This is a genomic window from Leeia sp. (assembly GCF_041909055.1).
In the GTDB taxonomy this organism is placed as follows: Bacteria; Pseudomonadota; Gammaproteobacteria; order Burkholderiales; family Leeiaceae; genus Leeia; species Leeia aquatica.
Genome location: NZ_JAYREC010000004.1, coordinates 310,558 through 324,406, shown reverse-complemented (window position 1 = coordinate 324,406; position 13,849 = coordinate 310,558). Strand labels below are relative to the sequence as shown.

The 13,849-nt window shown below is 60.4% G+C and carries 18 protein-coding genes; 8 read left to right on the top strand and 10 right to left on the bottom strand.

Annotation, left to right across the window (positions count from 1 at the left end):
- Position 1 precedes the first annotated feature (1 nt).
- Both ACE3O2_RS12405 and ACE3O2_RS12400 read right to left on the bottom strand, forming a co-directional pair.
- Complete coding sequence (locus ACE3O2_RS12405) at positions 2-547, bottom strand: MOSC domain-containing protein (protein ID WP_374337934.1); 546 nt, start codon at positions 545-547, stop codon at positions 2-4.
- Between the two features lie 12 nt (positions 548-559).
- A complete protein-coding gene (locus tag ACE3O2_RS12400; protein WP_374337933.1) occupies positions 560-1,057 on the bottom strand; it encodes a BON domain-containing protein in 498 nt (165 codons plus the stop codon).
- Between the two features lie 132 nt (positions 1,058-1,189).
- Here ACE3O2_RS12400 and ACE3O2_RS12395 point away from each other — a divergent pair, with 132 nt between their 5' ends.
- Entirely contained in the window at positions 1,190-1,756 is a 567-nt protein-coding gene (locus ACE3O2_RS12395; protein WP_374337931.1) for a CGNR zinc finger domain-containing protein, read from the top strand.
- Positions 1,753-2,154, top strand: coding sequence for a GFA family protein (locus ACE3O2_RS12390; protein ID WP_374337929.1), 402 nt, complete (start codon positions 1,753-1,755; stop codon positions 2,152-2,154). The genes ACE3O2_RS12395 and ACE3O2_RS12390 overlap by 4 nt, the downstream gene beginning before the upstream one ends.
- Here the strand turns inward: ACE3O2_RS12390 and ACE3O2_RS12385 are convergent.
- The gene (locus tag ACE3O2_RS12385; protein WP_374337927.1) at positions 2,151-3,005 is read right to left on the bottom strand and encodes a LysR family transcriptional regulator; all 855 of its coding nucleotides are present in this window, start codon (positions 3,003-3,005) and stop codon (positions 2,151-2,153) included. The two genes, ACE3O2_RS12390 and ACE3O2_RS12385, sit on opposite strands and share 4 nt — an antisense overlap.
- Positions 3,006-3,353: 348 nt before the next feature.
- Here ACE3O2_RS12385 and ACE3O2_RS12380 point away from each other — a divergent pair, with 348 nt between their 5' ends.
- Entirely contained in the window at positions 3,354-3,755 is a 402-nt protein-coding gene (locus ACE3O2_RS12380; RefSeq protein WP_374337925.1) for a nuclear transport factor 2 family protein, read from the top strand.
- A gap of 10 nt (positions 3,756-3,765) precedes the next feature.
- Here ACE3O2_RS12380 and ACE3O2_RS12375 read toward each other — a convergent pair whose 3' ends face one another.
- The 3 genes from ACE3O2_RS12375 to ACE3O2_RS12365 all read right to left on the bottom strand — a co-directional run bounded on the left by ACE3O2_RS12375 (position 3,766) and on the right by ACE3O2_RS12365 (position 6,465).
- Complete coding sequence (locus ACE3O2_RS12375; RefSeq protein ID WP_374337923.1) at positions 3,766-4,437, bottom strand: phosphohydrolase; 672 nt, start codon at positions 4,435-4,437, stop codon at positions 3,766-3,768.
- Positions 4,438-4,532: 95 nt separating this feature from the next.
- A complete protein-coding gene (locus ACE3O2_RS12370) occupies positions 4,533-5,603 on the bottom strand; it encodes a GTP-binding protein (protein WP_374337921.1) in 1,071 nt (356 codons plus the stop codon).
- A 106-nt stretch (positions 5,604-5,709) separates the two neighbouring features.
- Positions 5,710-6,465 (bottom strand): hypothetical protein, encoded by a 756-nt coding sequence (locus ACE3O2_RS12365; protein WP_374337919.1) that lies wholly within the window; start codon positions 6,463-6,465, stop codon positions 5,710-5,712.
- A gap of 230 nt (positions 6,466-6,695) precedes the next feature.
- On the opposite strand from ACE3O2_RS12365, the gene ACE3O2_RS12360 reads away from it, so the two are divergent.
- Entirely contained in the window at positions 6,696-7,193 is a 498-nt protein-coding gene (locus ACE3O2_RS12360) for an ArsI/CadI family heavy metal resistance metalloenzyme (protein WP_168877280.1), read from the top strand.
- A gap of 64 nt (positions 7,194-7,257) precedes the next feature.
- Here ACE3O2_RS12360 and ACE3O2_RS12355 read toward each other — a convergent pair whose 3' ends face one another.
- The 3 genes from ACE3O2_RS12355 to ACE3O2_RS12345 all read right to left on the bottom strand — a co-directional run bounded on the left by ACE3O2_RS12355 (position 7,258) and on the right by ACE3O2_RS12345 (position 8,777).
- A complete protein-coding gene (locus ACE3O2_RS12355) occupies positions 7,258-7,713 on the bottom strand; it encodes an LEA type 2 family protein (RefSeq protein ID WP_374337916.1) in 456 nt (151 codons plus the stop codon).
- Positions 7,714-7,739: 26 nt separating this feature from the next.
- Positions 7,740-8,360, bottom strand: coding sequence for a hypothetical protein (locus ACE3O2_RS12350; RefSeq protein ID WP_374337914.1), 621 nt, complete (start codon positions 8,358-8,360; stop codon positions 7,740-7,742).
- 96 nt (positions 8,361-8,456) lie between these two features.
- Positions 8,457-8,777, bottom strand: coding sequence for a hypothetical protein (locus tag ACE3O2_RS12345; protein ID WP_374337912.1), 321 nt, complete (start codon positions 8,775-8,777; stop codon positions 8,457-8,459).
- A gap of 100 nt (positions 8,778-8,877) precedes the next feature.
- Here ACE3O2_RS12345 and ACE3O2_RS12340 point away from each other — a divergent pair, with 100 nt between their 5' ends.
- The 3 genes from ACE3O2_RS12340 (at position 8,878) to ACE3O2_RS12330 (ending at position 10,887) form a co-directional block, all read left to right on the top strand.
- Positions 8,878-9,306, top strand: coding sequence for a MarR family winged helix-turn-helix transcriptional regulator (locus tag ACE3O2_RS12340; protein WP_374337910.1), 429 nt, complete (start codon positions 8,878-8,880; stop codon positions 9,304-9,306).
- Positions 9,303-10,259, top strand: a complete 957-nt coding sequence (locus ACE3O2_RS12335; RefSeq protein ID WP_374337908.1) for a GNAT family N-acetyltransferase — start codon at positions 9,303-9,305, stop codon at positions 10,257-10,259. The genes ACE3O2_RS12340 and ACE3O2_RS12335 overlap by 4 nt, the downstream gene beginning before the upstream one ends.
- A gap of 157 nt (positions 10,260-10,416) precedes the next feature.
- Positions 10,417-10,887: a GNAT family N-acetyltransferase gene (locus ACE3O2_RS12330; protein WP_374337906.1), complete on the top strand. Its 471-nt coding sequence runs from the start codon at positions 10,417-10,419 to the stop codon at positions 10,885-10,887.
- A gap of 60 nt (positions 10,888-10,947) precedes the next feature.
- On the opposite strand, the gene ACE3O2_RS12325 is transcribed toward ACE3O2_RS12330, so the two are convergent.
- Positions 10,948-11,508, bottom strand: coding sequence for a peptidylprolyl isomerase (locus ACE3O2_RS12325; protein WP_374337904.1), 561 nt, complete (start codon positions 11,506-11,508; stop codon positions 10,948-10,950).
- 391 nt (positions 11,509-11,899) lie between these two features.
- Here ACE3O2_RS12325 and ACE3O2_RS12320 point away from each other — a divergent pair, with 391 nt between their 5' ends.
- Positions 11,900-13,678 carry an ABC transporter substrate-binding protein gene (locus tag ACE3O2_RS12320; RefSeq protein WP_374337902.1) on the top strand — a complete coding sequence of 593 codons (1,779 nt, stop codon included), beginning with the start codon at positions 11,900-11,902 and terminating at the stop codon, positions 13,676-13,678.
- Positions 13,679-13,849: the final 171 nt, after the last annotated feature.

Genomic DNA, 13,849 nt, shown 5'->3' with positions numbered 1-13,849 from the left:
GCTACACCTTCTCCAGCGGGCGGTGCGGCTCGGCGGGCAGGGTGATCTGAATCGCATCCCCGCTCTGGATCACGCCGCCGGACAGGACAACGGCCATCACGCCGCCTTTGCGGATCAGCGAGCCATCTTCCGCCCGCCCCAGCACGGCAGCCAGCAGGCCCTTCTGGAAGTTCTCAATTTGCGCGCAGGGGTTGCGCAGCCCGGTGAGCTCGATTTCGGCGTGCTCACCCAGGCGCAGGCAGGTGCCGGTGGGCAGGTCCAGTAAGGGAATACCGCGGGTCAGGATATTCTCGCCCAGATCGCCCGGCGCCACGGTGAAGCCCTGACCGTTCAACTCGTCCAACAGTTCAGCGTGGATCAGGTGAACTTGCCGCAGATTCGGCTGATCCGGATTGGCCGCCACCCGTGAGCGATGCTTGACCTTCTCACCGCAGTGCGCATCACCCTCCACGCCGAGCCCGGCGAGCAGGGTGAGCTGCGTTTCGGTCTGTTTGCTGAACTGATGGGTAGGGCAACGGCTGAGCGAGCTAATGCGGGCATGCGACATGGGGACTCCGGTTCAATCGGCAGTGCGATAAGGCGGGGATGCATGCGGGTCCGTCGTCAGTTGATTGAGCACCGCTTGCACGTCATCAATGCTTCCGATCAATTGTACCAGAGCAGCAGCCTCAGCCTCGCTGTTGACACAGCCTTTCAACCAGATCCAGCGGCGTTGGCCCAGTGCCCACACCGTGGTTTTGCCGAAGCGCCCATCGGCGGCAACCGCCTTTTGTACCCGCTCCATGATTTCCTTGTCGTAGGCAAAGCTGCTGGAGAAGCGGCAGCGGCCTGCGGCCCAGCAACTGTTGCCGCGCTCGGCCCGCTGGTGGGCTTCGGCATTGGCCTCCTTCAGCGTCAGCAGGGGGCCTTCAGCGGGCGGGCAGCCGTCTAGCCCCTGGGTGAGCTGTACAAAGGGATCGTCAAAGCGGTTCAGGCGCAGCGCATCGGTGGCGGATTCGGCGGCGACTGTGCAGGCCATCAATATGGTGAGCAGGGGCAAGTGGCGGAGGGCGGGCATGGTGTAGCTCCTGTCTGGGGTGAAAGGGTAGTGTCATATTGATTTAGTTTAACGTATAAAATTTATTTTGAGCGTTAATTTTGTGTGGACAGACCGCTGCCCAGCCGCAGCCAAACGCGGTAGGATGATGCAATGAGCCAGTATCTTGAACTGACCGAAGTATCCCCCCTGTGCCTGACCGTGCTGAACAGCGAGGTCTGGCGAGGCACGACGCGCCATATCGACCGTCTGGAGCAGCCGGAACAGTGGCTGGCACTGGTGGGTGACTGGCTGGGATGGCCCGATGATGTGCGTGCCAGTTTGTGGGCATCCCGGCACAGCGAGGCCGCCCAGCAAGCCCTGGCTGCTGCCCGGCAGGCCCGTGCGGGGGTGCGTGCCGTGCTGGAGTCTGTACTGGATGAGGGCAGGCCTTGGCATGGCCCGGCTACGTTCCCGACGCTGGTCTGGACCGCACAGGGGTTGCAAGCGGCCCCCCCTCCCTCCGATTGGTTTGATCTCGGGCCTTACCTGTGGCTGTCACTGGCGGGGCTGTTGTCTGGAGAGCACGCCAAACGCCTGAAGCGTTGCGCCGATCAGCGGGGCTGTGGCTGGTATTTTCTGGATCACTCACGCAACCTGTCCCGCCAATACTGCTCAAGTGCGGCCTGTGCCAACTATGCCCGACAGCAGCGTTTTCGGCAGAAGAAGGGGCCGACGTGAACGCCGAAGATTTGCTGGAGGGCGCTTGCCATTGTGGTGCGGTGCGATTACGGCTGATGGTGATGCCCACCTGTGCTGTCCGCTGCAATTGCTCGATTTGCCGGCGACTGGCGGCAGTCTGGGCCGATTGCCGGGCCGACCGTGTGCAGCTGCAAGGGCATCCGGAATCGACCGAGTCGTATGTCTGGGGTGACCGCAGCCTGCGCTATGTCCGCTGCCGGCATTGTGGCTGTACCACCCATTGGGAGTCGCTGCTGCCGGATGTGGATCCGCACCACATGTGCGTCAATGTGCGGATGTTTCCGGCCACGCTGCTGGCGCAGGTGGCGTTGCGCTATTTTGACGGGGCAGACAGCTGGAGCGACCAGGACTCGCCCGATGCGAGATACTGGCGCTAGCCACTGACAGAGAGCGCTGCGGGCAGCGTGGTGATCAGATAGTCAGCCAGCGCACGTACCCGCGGTGCCCGGCGAACATCCGGGTGCATCAGCAGGTAGAGTGGCTTGTCTGCAGGTGCGGAAGCGCTCAGATGCACCAGCTCTGGCGCACGCTTTGCCAGAAAGTGCGGCAGCAGGGCGACGCCCAGACCCTGCCGGGCGGCCTGGAACAGCGTTTCCAGATCATTGCTGCGCAAGGCAAAGGGGCGGTCGGCAGCATGTGTGTCCAGCCACACCTTCAAGGACATGCCGGCCAGGCTGTCGTCAAAGCCGAGAAAGACCCGTTCACTGTCGGCTGCGTGCTGCCATTGTGTCAGACCATACAGACCATAGCCGAGCTGGCATAGTGATCGGGCAATCAGGTCCGGGGTATTGGGCTCGTCCAGCCGGAGTGCCAGATCGGCCTCACCTTGCTCCAGCCGGGCGCGGCGTTGCTCACCCAGCAAAATCAGCTGGATTTCCGGATAGCGCAGGCGGAACGGCTGCAGCAGCGGCAACAAGATGTGGTTCAGCATCTGTGGCGGGGCGGACAGCCGGACCGGTCCACTCAAGGCATGCTGGACATGCGCGGTACGTTGCAGGCTCAGCATGGCAGCTTCCATTGCCAGTGCCTGTGGCAGCAGGTTTTCACCCTCCTGTGTCAGCTGCCAGCCCCGTGGCAAGCGATCAAACAGGCGTAAGCCCAGCGTCGTTTCCAGTTGCCCTACCCGGCGTGACACCGTGCTGTGCTCCACATTCAGCCAGCGCGCGCCTGCCGACAGACTGCCCTGGCGGGCCAAGGCCAGGAAATAGCGAATGTCATCCCACTGCATGGTGATCCGGTTATTTATGCACAGATGGTGCCAATTTTCACCAGTTATCCTGAATCAATCAACGCCCTACACTGCGTCCAGGTTTTGAGTAAGGACGACAACATGAACCCGTTACCCGAAAGCATGCCTGCGGTAGCCGTCAAACAGGTACACCCGATGGCACATGAAGAGGCCTTGCTGAAGGGCCGCTGCTCGTCTCGGCCCGGAGGCGCCAGTTGAACAGACATGCTGACCTGTGTCTCGTATCGCCGAGCTCGGCAGGATGACGCCCACACTCGTCTGGAGCGGGGTGATGCTATCGGCAAGCTGACGCTGGCCGGTTTTTCCAACCTTTGAGGAGTAATCAGCATGAACAGCATTCAAACTGTGCAGACCTTTCTGGACCACGTTTTCAGCGGTCGCATGCCGGAAGCCCTGGCACTGGTGGCCGATGATGCGACCTTTATCCCCAGCCGCCCGCAGCCGAGCAGCAAGGTACCGCTGTATGGTACCTATCGTGGCCCAGAAGGAGCAACCCAAGTGTTCAAGACTTTTGCTGCAGTGTTGAAGCCAGAGCAGTTTGAGGTGGAAGCGGCCTTTGGTGAGGGCGAGCATGCCGCCCTGCATGGCAAGCTGAAGCACTACAGTGTGGCCACCGGCAAACCGTTTGTCAGCGACTGGGCGCTGATCTGCCGGGTGAGCCAGGGCAAGATTGCGCTGTATCACTTCTTTGAGGACACCGCCGCACTGGAAGCTGCGTTGAGCGCTTAAGACGAACCGCTCAGAACAGGCTGCCGGGGGCGCTGGTCGGGGCCGCCGGGGTTGGCACTGCCGCGGCCAGGGTATGCTTCAGCTCATGCAGCGCAGCGAGGAAGCGCTCTGCGGCCACTCCGGGCGGCCAGGGTTCCCATGCCGTACCGCCGTAGACGGTATGTAGTACGTCACGATCCAACGGGGCAAAGCGGATCTGCAAGGTGCGGCGTACTTCCTCGGGTTGCCAGCCCACCACATGCACGGCTTCGCTGGCCGCGGCGACGCGGTCAGCGCGCTTGTGTTCCAGCCGGTCCTTGTCCTGCCAGGCGGGCAGGCCGTAGCGCAGGAACACCGTTTGTTCCAGTCGTTGCGCCAGCGCGCGGAAGCCCTCACCCAGAAACGGCTTTAACACCGAGATACAGTCAAACCCGAGCAGACCTTCGTCGGCATCGTGCAGCAGTTCGCGCAGGCTCTGGATCGGTGACAGCCGACCCTTGTGCCAGCTTTGTCGCAAGTGCATCACGGTCAGCGAGTGCTGCGCCACCGACAGGGGCAGCGGCCAGGCAGAATGTCCACCCCAGCGATAGGTGCGCGCGAGGCCCAGCGCGAGGTCTTCATCGTCCCAGTCGAACGGGGTGGGATTGAGCAGGTCCAGCCTTTTGCCGGACGGCAAGCGTACCCAGGCGCGGGCATCCGTCATGGCAACTCCGTGGGTGAGGGTCGGACACACAGTAACAGCACAGCACATTCCAGCATTCAGGCAAACCGTATTGTCGCCGGTCTGTGCCGTGCTGACTACTCTGTTGGCGTCTGCAAGGCCAGTTGGGCCAGCGTTTCCTGATGGGTGTCGAGGAAGGCGGTGAAGCTATGCTCCACCTGTTCGCGGCTGAGGTTACGGGTGATGAACACCATCTTGCTGCGCCGGTCCGCATGCGGCCAGTGCGTCAGCTCTGCCGGACGATGGAAGACATGCTGCACGCCATGCAGCACAATGGGCAACGGTCGGTCGCTCAGGTGAATGATGGCTTTCATCCGCAGCAGGTCCGGCCCTTTGAGGGTGACCAGCAGGCCCAGCCAGGCATCGAACATCACCGGGTCGATCGGCTGGTCGTATTCGATGCAGAAGCTGTGGATGTCTGCCAGATGGGGTGATGTTTCAGCGCCATGCTTGCGATAAGGCGAGCTCGGCGGCATGTCGCTGAGCCAGTGCGCCAGGTCTGCCGCCTGTCCAATGACCTGAGGCAGCCCAAGGTCAAATAGAAAGCGAGCCTCGGCCTGACCATGCTGCACCAGCATCTGGCGGGCATGCGGGTTGAGCTGCGCCAGGTCGTCACACAACGCGGCCAGCTGTGCGGGTGGACACAAGTCTGCCTTGGTCAGCAACAGCCTGTCGGCCACCGCGGCTTGCTTGACCGATTCGGGGTGGGCCTGCAAGGTGGCCGCCCCGTTTACGCCATCTATCGTGGTGACTACCCCGTCGAGCTTGTAGTTTTGCTGCAGCAAGGGGTCGTTCATCAAGGTATGCAGGATGGGGGCGGGGTCGGCCAGGCCGGTGGTTTCAATCACCACCCGGTCAAATTGTCGCTTGCCTTCGCGGGCATAACGCCAGACCGCCTCTCGCAAGGTCCTTTTCAGGTCACCGCGTACCGCGCAGCAGACACAGCCCCCGGCCAGCTCCAGCACCATGTCTTCCTGCACATGGGAGACCAGCAGATGATCTAGGCTGATGCTGCCGAATTCGTTGATGATGACCAAGGTACGGGCCAGCTGCTGCTGTTGCAGCAGATGATTGAGCAGGGTGGTTTTGCCACTGCCCAGAAAACCGGTCAGCAGAGTGACAGGCAGGCGGCGATCGGATGCAGACATGGGGCGGGAAGGGTTGTGCCGATGACCATGAGACTAGCACGGCCCACATCACTAATGCAACTTGGTTGCATTAGTGATGTGGGCCGGTATCCGGCCTGCTCTTGCATCAAACCTTATTTTGCCGGGTAAACGCGGCGTTGACGCGGTTGATCAACTCGCGGTTGTACTGGCGGGTGCTGCGGGTCCAGTGCCTCATGATTTGCTCCAGCGCTGCGCGCTGCTGCTCGGCAGTGACCATGTCGTTCACCGACATGGCCCAGATGGCAAACTCGGCATGCACCTGTGCCGTACCAAAGCGGGCCACCGCATCGATATAGCAGCGATGCGCAGCTTCCTGCTGCCCACTCTTGGCCAGCACCTCAGCCAACGCCAGCAACACGGTTTCGGGGCGGAAGTCCTTGTGGCTGTCCTGTAGACCCCGTAGCATCAGCTCTGCTGCGCCGGTTTCACCATTGAGCAGGCGGGCCCGGGCGGCACCCAGCCGGATTTCCGGATCATTGGCGAGCGGGCCTTGCAGGCAAGCGTCGAACTGGCTGACGGCTTCAGCAGGTTCCCCGGCCTCCAGCAGGGCTTCCGCCAGTCGCATGCGGTTCTGCGCGGTGGGAGTCAGGTCAAAGGCCTGACGGGCTTCACGCAACTCCCGCCCCGGGTCCAGGCTGCGTACCGCAGCACGTGACACTTTGCGCAAACCCCGCTCCAGCTTGGACTGTGGCAGGTAAATGGCAATGAAGTACACCACGCTGCCCACCCCCGGCGCGATGAACAGGAGATATACCCAGTAGCGCTCCTGCCCAGTTCGGATGGCATGGATGGCAAAAAAGATGGCCGCAATGATATGTAAACCCAGGCCGGCAATAGGCATGCGAAGACTCCTGATGGGACAGCGCGCATTATGAAACTGCCATGCTGCAACAGCAAGCATGCGCCCTGCTATTGCATTTTATTTAAAATTTCAATAATATTTGAAATATGCAAACAAAGGTGGCGCAACCTGATGCTGCAGTACTGCAGACAGCGGCATCACCTCCAGTTTGCAAGCCCGCCCCAGACAGGGGGAGCATGAATGAAACACTCAATTGAAGGAGCCTGACCATGAAACGCTTTCACGCCCATGTTGCCGTGGATGATTTGCAGCAAAGCATCGCTTTTTACAGCAAGCTGTTTGCGCAGCAGCCCACCATTCAGCGCGAGGACTACGCCAAGTGGATGCTGGACGATCCGCGTCTGAACTTTGCCATTTCTTCGCGCGGCCATACCTCCGGGCTGAACCATTTCGGCTTCCAGGTGGAATCGGAGCTTGAGCTGCAGCAGCTGCGCCTGCAGGCGGGTGAGGCCGCCGGTTCCGCGGTGCTAGAGCAGCCGCAAGCCACCTGCTGCTATGCGCGCAGTGAGAAACACTGGACAATGGATCCCCAGGGCATTGCTTGGGAGCATTTTCTGACGCTGGAAGATGTGCCGGTATATGGCAAGGATACCGTCACACCGGAAGGCGCATGCTGCGTGCCGCTGAAAACAACGCCAGAACGCGATGAAGCTGGCGCGGGCTGCTGTGTTCCCTCTGACAGCAGCAAGGAGGCTTGCTGCGGTTGAGGGACGGTTGCAGCAGCATGCGCTACAGCATTAAGACCGGTGCACGATGTGGCATGCGCCGGTCTTAATGCCGGAGCTGAGGGAGTAGCTCACCCTGATACTCGAACGGAACAGGCTCACTGCGCTGGGGGATGAATGCCTGCCCCCGCAGCAGGTAGGGCAACTGTTGGCCCTGCCCTGAGCGCAGCAGACGCAGCTGCTTGATCAGGCCACTAAGGTTGCTGGTGACGTTCATGCGTAGCATGGCCTCACCCAGCCGGGGCAGGGTGACGCGCTCGCGGCTGCTGCCTTGTGCCAGTGTTTGTCCATTGACCTCCAGCTGGGTGGTCAGTCCATCCAGTGGAATGTCAATATTGTTCGGGTTCTGTAGTCGTAGCGTCAGCACCATCGTTTGCTCCAGTAAGCCGAAGTCACCGAATTCAATGTCTGCCAGACTGACTTTGGGCGGATTCAGGTTCTTGGGAACGCTGGCGCACCCCGCCAGCCACAGCAACGCAACACAGAGAAACAATCGGCGCATGGGGATCTCCTTGATGATGGGCTGACTCAGGGAGCGGCTGGGTCAGGCAGGGCCACGGTGATGCTGCGGCTGTCTATCTGTAGGCGGGGCTGGTTCGGCCAGGGCTCATAGCGGAACACCATGTCGCCTTTGATCCACTGCCCTGGCGGCAGGGTCAGCGGGGTGGCGCTGAGCACGGACACGCTGTTCTTCCAGCTGCTGAGCCTGACATTGCCCAAGGTCAGCGGGCCCGCGTTGACCAGTCGATACTGCATGCGATAGCGGCGTTGCAGCTCCGGCCCGGGCGCTTTACTCGGCGTTTTGCTGACGGGTTGTGGTGGCGGGGGCGGGTCAAGCGCTTCCAGCTTGTCACAGACCAGCAACACGGTCGCAATATCCGCAAACAGCGGTTGCCAGCCCGGCTGCTTGCAATCCAGCTCGGCACTGCGCTGCGGCTCGCTCTGATCCAGCGTGGCCAAGCGGGTCTGCACGTAATCGCGGTAGGCTTTTTCCGGCAGCGTGTCCAGATGTTGCTCGATTGGCAGCGTGCTGGTCGGTGCAAGTTCAGCGGGTGGCTTGCGTGGCAGGGAGACCGGCTGACCAGCCTGTACGGTTGCGATGTACAAAGGGAACAGGATGATAGGCAGGCGCCATCCAGGTTGCCGCATGTGCAGGGTTCTTTCGGGTGATGGATTGGTGCCCAGCTTAGCACAGCGGTGTGATGTGTCGTGACAGGCGGCGGTTGGGTTCAGCTGTGGTTCAGCTTACGCCCCATCCCCGCGCAGGCGGTGGCGGAAGTGGTAAAGCGACCAGCATAGCCCGGCCATCAGCAGGTCCAGCAGCGTGACCAGCTTCAGGGCAAAAGCTTCTCCCCAATGCTGGGTAGCCCACCAGTACGGCTGGCAGGTCCAGACATTGCTGGTGCTATCGCTACCGGCACTGATTGTGTATGCCACCGCGCAGTGCTGTTGCGGGTGCAAAAAATGGCTGGGCCATAGCAGGTTGATCAAGGCCGAGCACAGGAAGGCCGCCGCCCATAGGCGCGGAAGGCAGTAGCTGAGCAGGGCAAGCAGGGTTCGAATCATGCCTTTAGCATAGCATTGCCGCTGCATTTAATGGTTGCTATTGACAACCATGCCAAATGCAGGCCATATTGTTGCCAATAGCAACGATATGGAGGGATCAATGGGAGCCGTCATTTTGCGTGAGCTGGCGCGGCGCTATGTGCAATCCCAGAAACAGGCGCTGGCCGAGTACGGCGTGGTGGGGCAGGGGCAATGCACGTTGCTGACGCTGCTGGGACGACAGGGGCCACTGAGTCAACAACAGCTGGGGCTACTGAGCGGACTGGAGAAAAGCTGGGTCAGTCGTGGAGTAGACCGGCTGGTTGATGAAGGCTGGGCGGAGCGCAGCATCCCTGAGACCGACAAGCGGCGCTGCATGGTGACACTGACCCCGTTGGGGCAGGCTCAGTTTGCGGCGCTGGAGGCTTATCTGAATGCGCATGCCTTGCATGTGCTCGAACGCGTGCCACAAGCACAACGCGCCGCTGTAGAAGCGGCCTTGCAGGTGCTTTACCGCAGCCTGCAGGAAGAGCTGGAGGGACAGCCATGACAGAAGCGTTGGTGTTGCAATCGGCGCGCCCTGAACACAGGGCGGGGGTGGACGTGCTGTTACAGCAGGCCGGGCTGTCTAGCATGGGGCTGGATAGCGCGTATGCCCAGGGCTGGGTGGCGCTGTCCGGCGCGCGGGTGGTGGGCTTTCTGACGGCAGACCAGGTGGGTGAAGCGGCCTTGGTACGCAGCCTGGCGGTGGATCCGGGTTGGCGGCGCCAAGGCGTGGCGGCGCGCTTGCTGGCGCGCTGCAAACGTGACTGGCGTGCGCAGGGTGTGCGCCAGCTTTGGCTGCTGACCGAGACGGCGGTGGACTGGTTTACCCAACAGGGTTTCCAGCGGGTGACACGGGAGGAGCTGCCGGTTTGCTGGCAGTCCCATCCACTGGTCAATAGCGTGTGTGCAAGCAGTGCCGATGTGATGCATTGCCGCCTTCTGCAATGGCAAGTACGCCCGGCGACCGAGGCGGACCAGCCCGCCATCGCGGATATTTTCAACCATGCTGTGCTGCACACTGCACATACCTTTGAAGAAGTCGCCAGAGATGCAGAGGCGCAAGCGGCGTGGTGGGCGGCACGCCAGGCCAGTGGTGAGGCGGTGTTTGTGGCGGAAGATGAAGACGGACGCATTCTGGGCTGGAGTGCACTGGGTCGTTTTCGGGCCAGACCTTCCTACCGCTATACCGGGGAACATTCGGTCTATCTGGCTCCCGCAGCCAAGGGGCAGGGTATCGGTACGCCCTTGCTGCGCGCGGTCATGCAAGCCGCCCAAGGCTTGGGCTGGCACACCCTGATTGCGGTGATCGCCTTGCCCAATGACCCGAGCGTGGCCTTGCATGCGGCAGCCGGGTTCGAACAGTGTGGCTGGCTGCGTGAGGTGGGGAACAAGTTTGGCGAGTGGCGTGATCTGATGCTGATGCAGGTGATACTGCCTGCAGAACCCAGTGTGGCCTGATGCACCATCCGTGTGCATGGACGGTGTGATACCGCTCATTTTCGGGCATGAATGCTGCTGCTTGTACCATCCATGGCCGCTGCAAGCGTGGTACTGTTCTTGCTGTAGCATGATCGGGGTCTGAGGAAGGGCCCGATTCTGTCAGAGTGAGGAAGGTATGCGTGCTGTTGCAGAACAAACCGTGCGGGTCAGGTTGGCGTCGCCGCTGGATGCGCCCCATCGTGCGCTGATTGCTGAGCTGGATGAGTACCTTTCCAGCCTGTATCCGCCGGAAGACAATTTCGGTCTGCCAGCAGAAGCCTTGCTGGCACCGAACATCCGCTTTCTGGTGGTGGAGCGTGAGGGCGAGCCGGTCGGCTGCGGTGCGGTGGTGCTCAATACTGATTATGCGGAAGTCAAACGCATGTATGTGCGCCCCGGCCACCGCGGCAAGCGGCTGGCTGAGCGTCTGCTGGAGGCGTTGGCAGAGCAGGCGCGTGAAGCGGGGTGTCGTCAACTGATGCTGGAAGCCGGCCCGGCCCAGCCCGAGGCATTGCGTTTGTATGCCCGCTGTGGCTTTGCCCTGCGTGGCCCGTTTGGGGATTACCTGGACATTCCCAACAGCATCTTCATGGAAAAAGTATTGTAAGCAGCATGCCCGCTCAGCAGCAAAAGCTGCCGGGCGGGGCGCTCCAGATGGTGTGACGGATTACTTGCCAGCTTTGGCGGAGTCTGCGGCGACCTGCATGCGTACAATCTTGTCCGGGCCATTCACCAGGCCATTATTGGCCTGGTCGCCCTTCTTGATCTTGTCGACGAATTCCATGCCTTTCACCACTTTGCCCCAGACGGTGTATTGACCATCCAGGTGCGGGGCGGTACCCAGCATGATGAAGAACTGGCTGTCAGCCGAATCCGGGTCTTGTGTGCGGGCCATGGACAAAATGCCACGCACATGCTTTTCCTTGGAGAACTCTGCTTTCAGGGGATGACCCGAGCCACCCGCGCCTGAACCGGTGGGGTCACCACCTTGCACCATGAAGCCATCAATCACCCGGTGAAACACCAGGCCATCGTAGAAACGTTTACGCACCAGGGCTTTGATCTGGGCAACATGCTTCGGCGCGAGATCCGGGCGCAACTGAATGACCACGCGGCCATCTTTCAGATCCAGATACAGGGTATTTTCCAGATCCGGTGCAGCGTGAGCAACGCGGGACAAGGTCAACAGGCTGAACAGCAGAGTCAGCATACGGACAAACGGCATCATGATGAATTCCAATCGGTGAGTTGACATCGCCAACGCGTAGGGTTGGCGGCGCTCATCAAAGCAGATTGTCCGCAGCGAAGCAAGGGGCTTACACCATCAAGCTGCTGCCCAGCAGCATGAAGCCAATCAGCAGGGTGGCGACAAACACGGCACGGTCGCCGGTGTGAGTGCTACGGTCAACATGGGGGCGGGCAGTCAACATGATGATGCTCCTGTCGGGTTAGTGATACCATAATAGAACAATCGTTCTATAACGTCAAGCATCCCATCAAACTGTGCTCTGAACAAAGGGCTAGGGGTACTCGCCTTTCCCCATGAAACGTGCATAATCCCTTCCCACGGTGGGTAACACACCGGATTGACAATTCGACCATAATCAGAGGACGCAAACATGAAGACAAAACACATTCTCCTGGGCTCATTGGTGGCCATGGCCTTGCAAGGGCTGCACGCTGCCGACATGAGCAAGGTATACCGCACCGTCGTCAACTATACCGAGAGCGGGTTTGACCCGGCCAAGGTGTCGGACGAGGCTTCAAGCCGGGTGCTGGAGAATGTGTTTGATACGCTGGTGACCTATGACTATCTGGCCCGTCCGTCCAAGCTGGTGCCGAATGTCACCGACGGCATGCCCACCATTTCTGCGGATGGCACGGTGTACACCTTCAAGATCAAGCCGGGTATTTTCTTCTCGGATGATCCGGCGTTTGGGGGCAAGAAGCGTGAGCTGACTGCGGCGGACTTTGCCTACTCGATCAAGCGCCACGTTGACCCGACCATCAATTCGCCCTGGGGCTTCCTGGTGCAGGATCATGTCAAAGGCCTGGCTGAGCTGGCCAAAGCCGCAGGCAAGGGCAAGCTGAACTACGATACGGCGGTTGAAGGCCTCAAGGTGGTCGACAAGTACACCCTGGAAATCACGCTGGACGAAACCAACCGCAACTTCCTCTACATCCTGGCCATGCCAAGCTTTGGTGCCGTGGCACGTGAGGCGATCGAGACTTATAAGGACAACACCAATGCCCACCCGGTCGGTACCGGCCCCTTTGTGCTGAAGGAGTGGAAGCCGGGCAACAAGATGGTGCTGGAAGCCAGTCCCAGCTTCCGCAAGGTGGTGTTTGACAGCGTGGCCGGCAAGGATCCGATGGACGCCGCCATCGTCAAGGCGCTGAAAGGCAAGACCCTGCCGCTCGTCGGCCGGATTGAATACTATGTGATGGAAGAAGAGCAGCCGCTGTGGCTGTCCTTTGCCAGCAAGCAGCTGGACCAGGCCATGGTCTCGCAAGCCGTGATGAGCAAGGTGCTGGTGATGGACCCGAAAAAACCGACCGAGGCCCATCTGGCCGATGAATGGGTCAAGCAGGGGATTCAGCTGCAGCGTAGCCCTTTGCTGGAAACCATTTTTGATTACTTCAACATGGATGACCCGGTAGTCGGCGGCGATAGTAAGGAGAACGTGGCCTTGCGCCGTGCCATTGCCATGTCTTTCCCGGTCAATGAAACCATAGCCACCATTCGCCGGGGCCAAGCGGTGCCGGCTAATTACATCATTCCGCCGGGCGTAGCGGGGCATAACCCGAATTTCCGTGCTGGGGCTAAGTATGACATTGCTGCTGCCAATGCCCTGCTGGATCGTTTTGGTTTCAAGGTGGGTGCTGATGGCTACCGTACCCGGCCGAATGGCCAGCCGCTGGTGATTACGCAGGGGACAGGTACTTCGGCTGTGGACAAACAATGGAATGAATACTGGCAAAAGGGCTTTGACAGTCTGAAGATCAAGTTGAATTTCCAGTATGGCAAGTGGAACGAGCTGAACAAAGCCTCGCATGAAGGCAAGCTGCAGATGTGGGGCATGTCTTGGACGGCAGACTACCCGGATGGTGATAACTTCATGCAGCTGCTGTATGGCAAGAACAGCGGCGATGCCAATTCCGCCAACTTCAAGAACGCCGAGTATGACCGCCTGTATGAAGCCAGCCGCAAGCTGGCGGACGGACCACAACGTAATGCCTTGTTCGATCAGATGAACAAGATCGTGATGGCTCAGCAACCGTGGGTGCTTCGCGATGTTCGCATCCGTAATCATGTTATCCAGGGCTACGTCAAGGGATACAAGCATCATCCCATTCTGGCGGCTGCCGCCTGGCGCTACGTCGATATCCAGAAGTGAATGTGACCGGGGTGCGCCCAGGTTGTCGCACATGCCGTCTATGACGGCTTGATTGTTTGCCGATTGTATGCGGTATACAATCGGCATGCCGCGCTGGAGGAGGGGGAGCTCTTCCGGCAGAAGGCATGACGAGCGCAGGTCGTTCGGTTGCATGGCCTGTTGCTTGTAAAA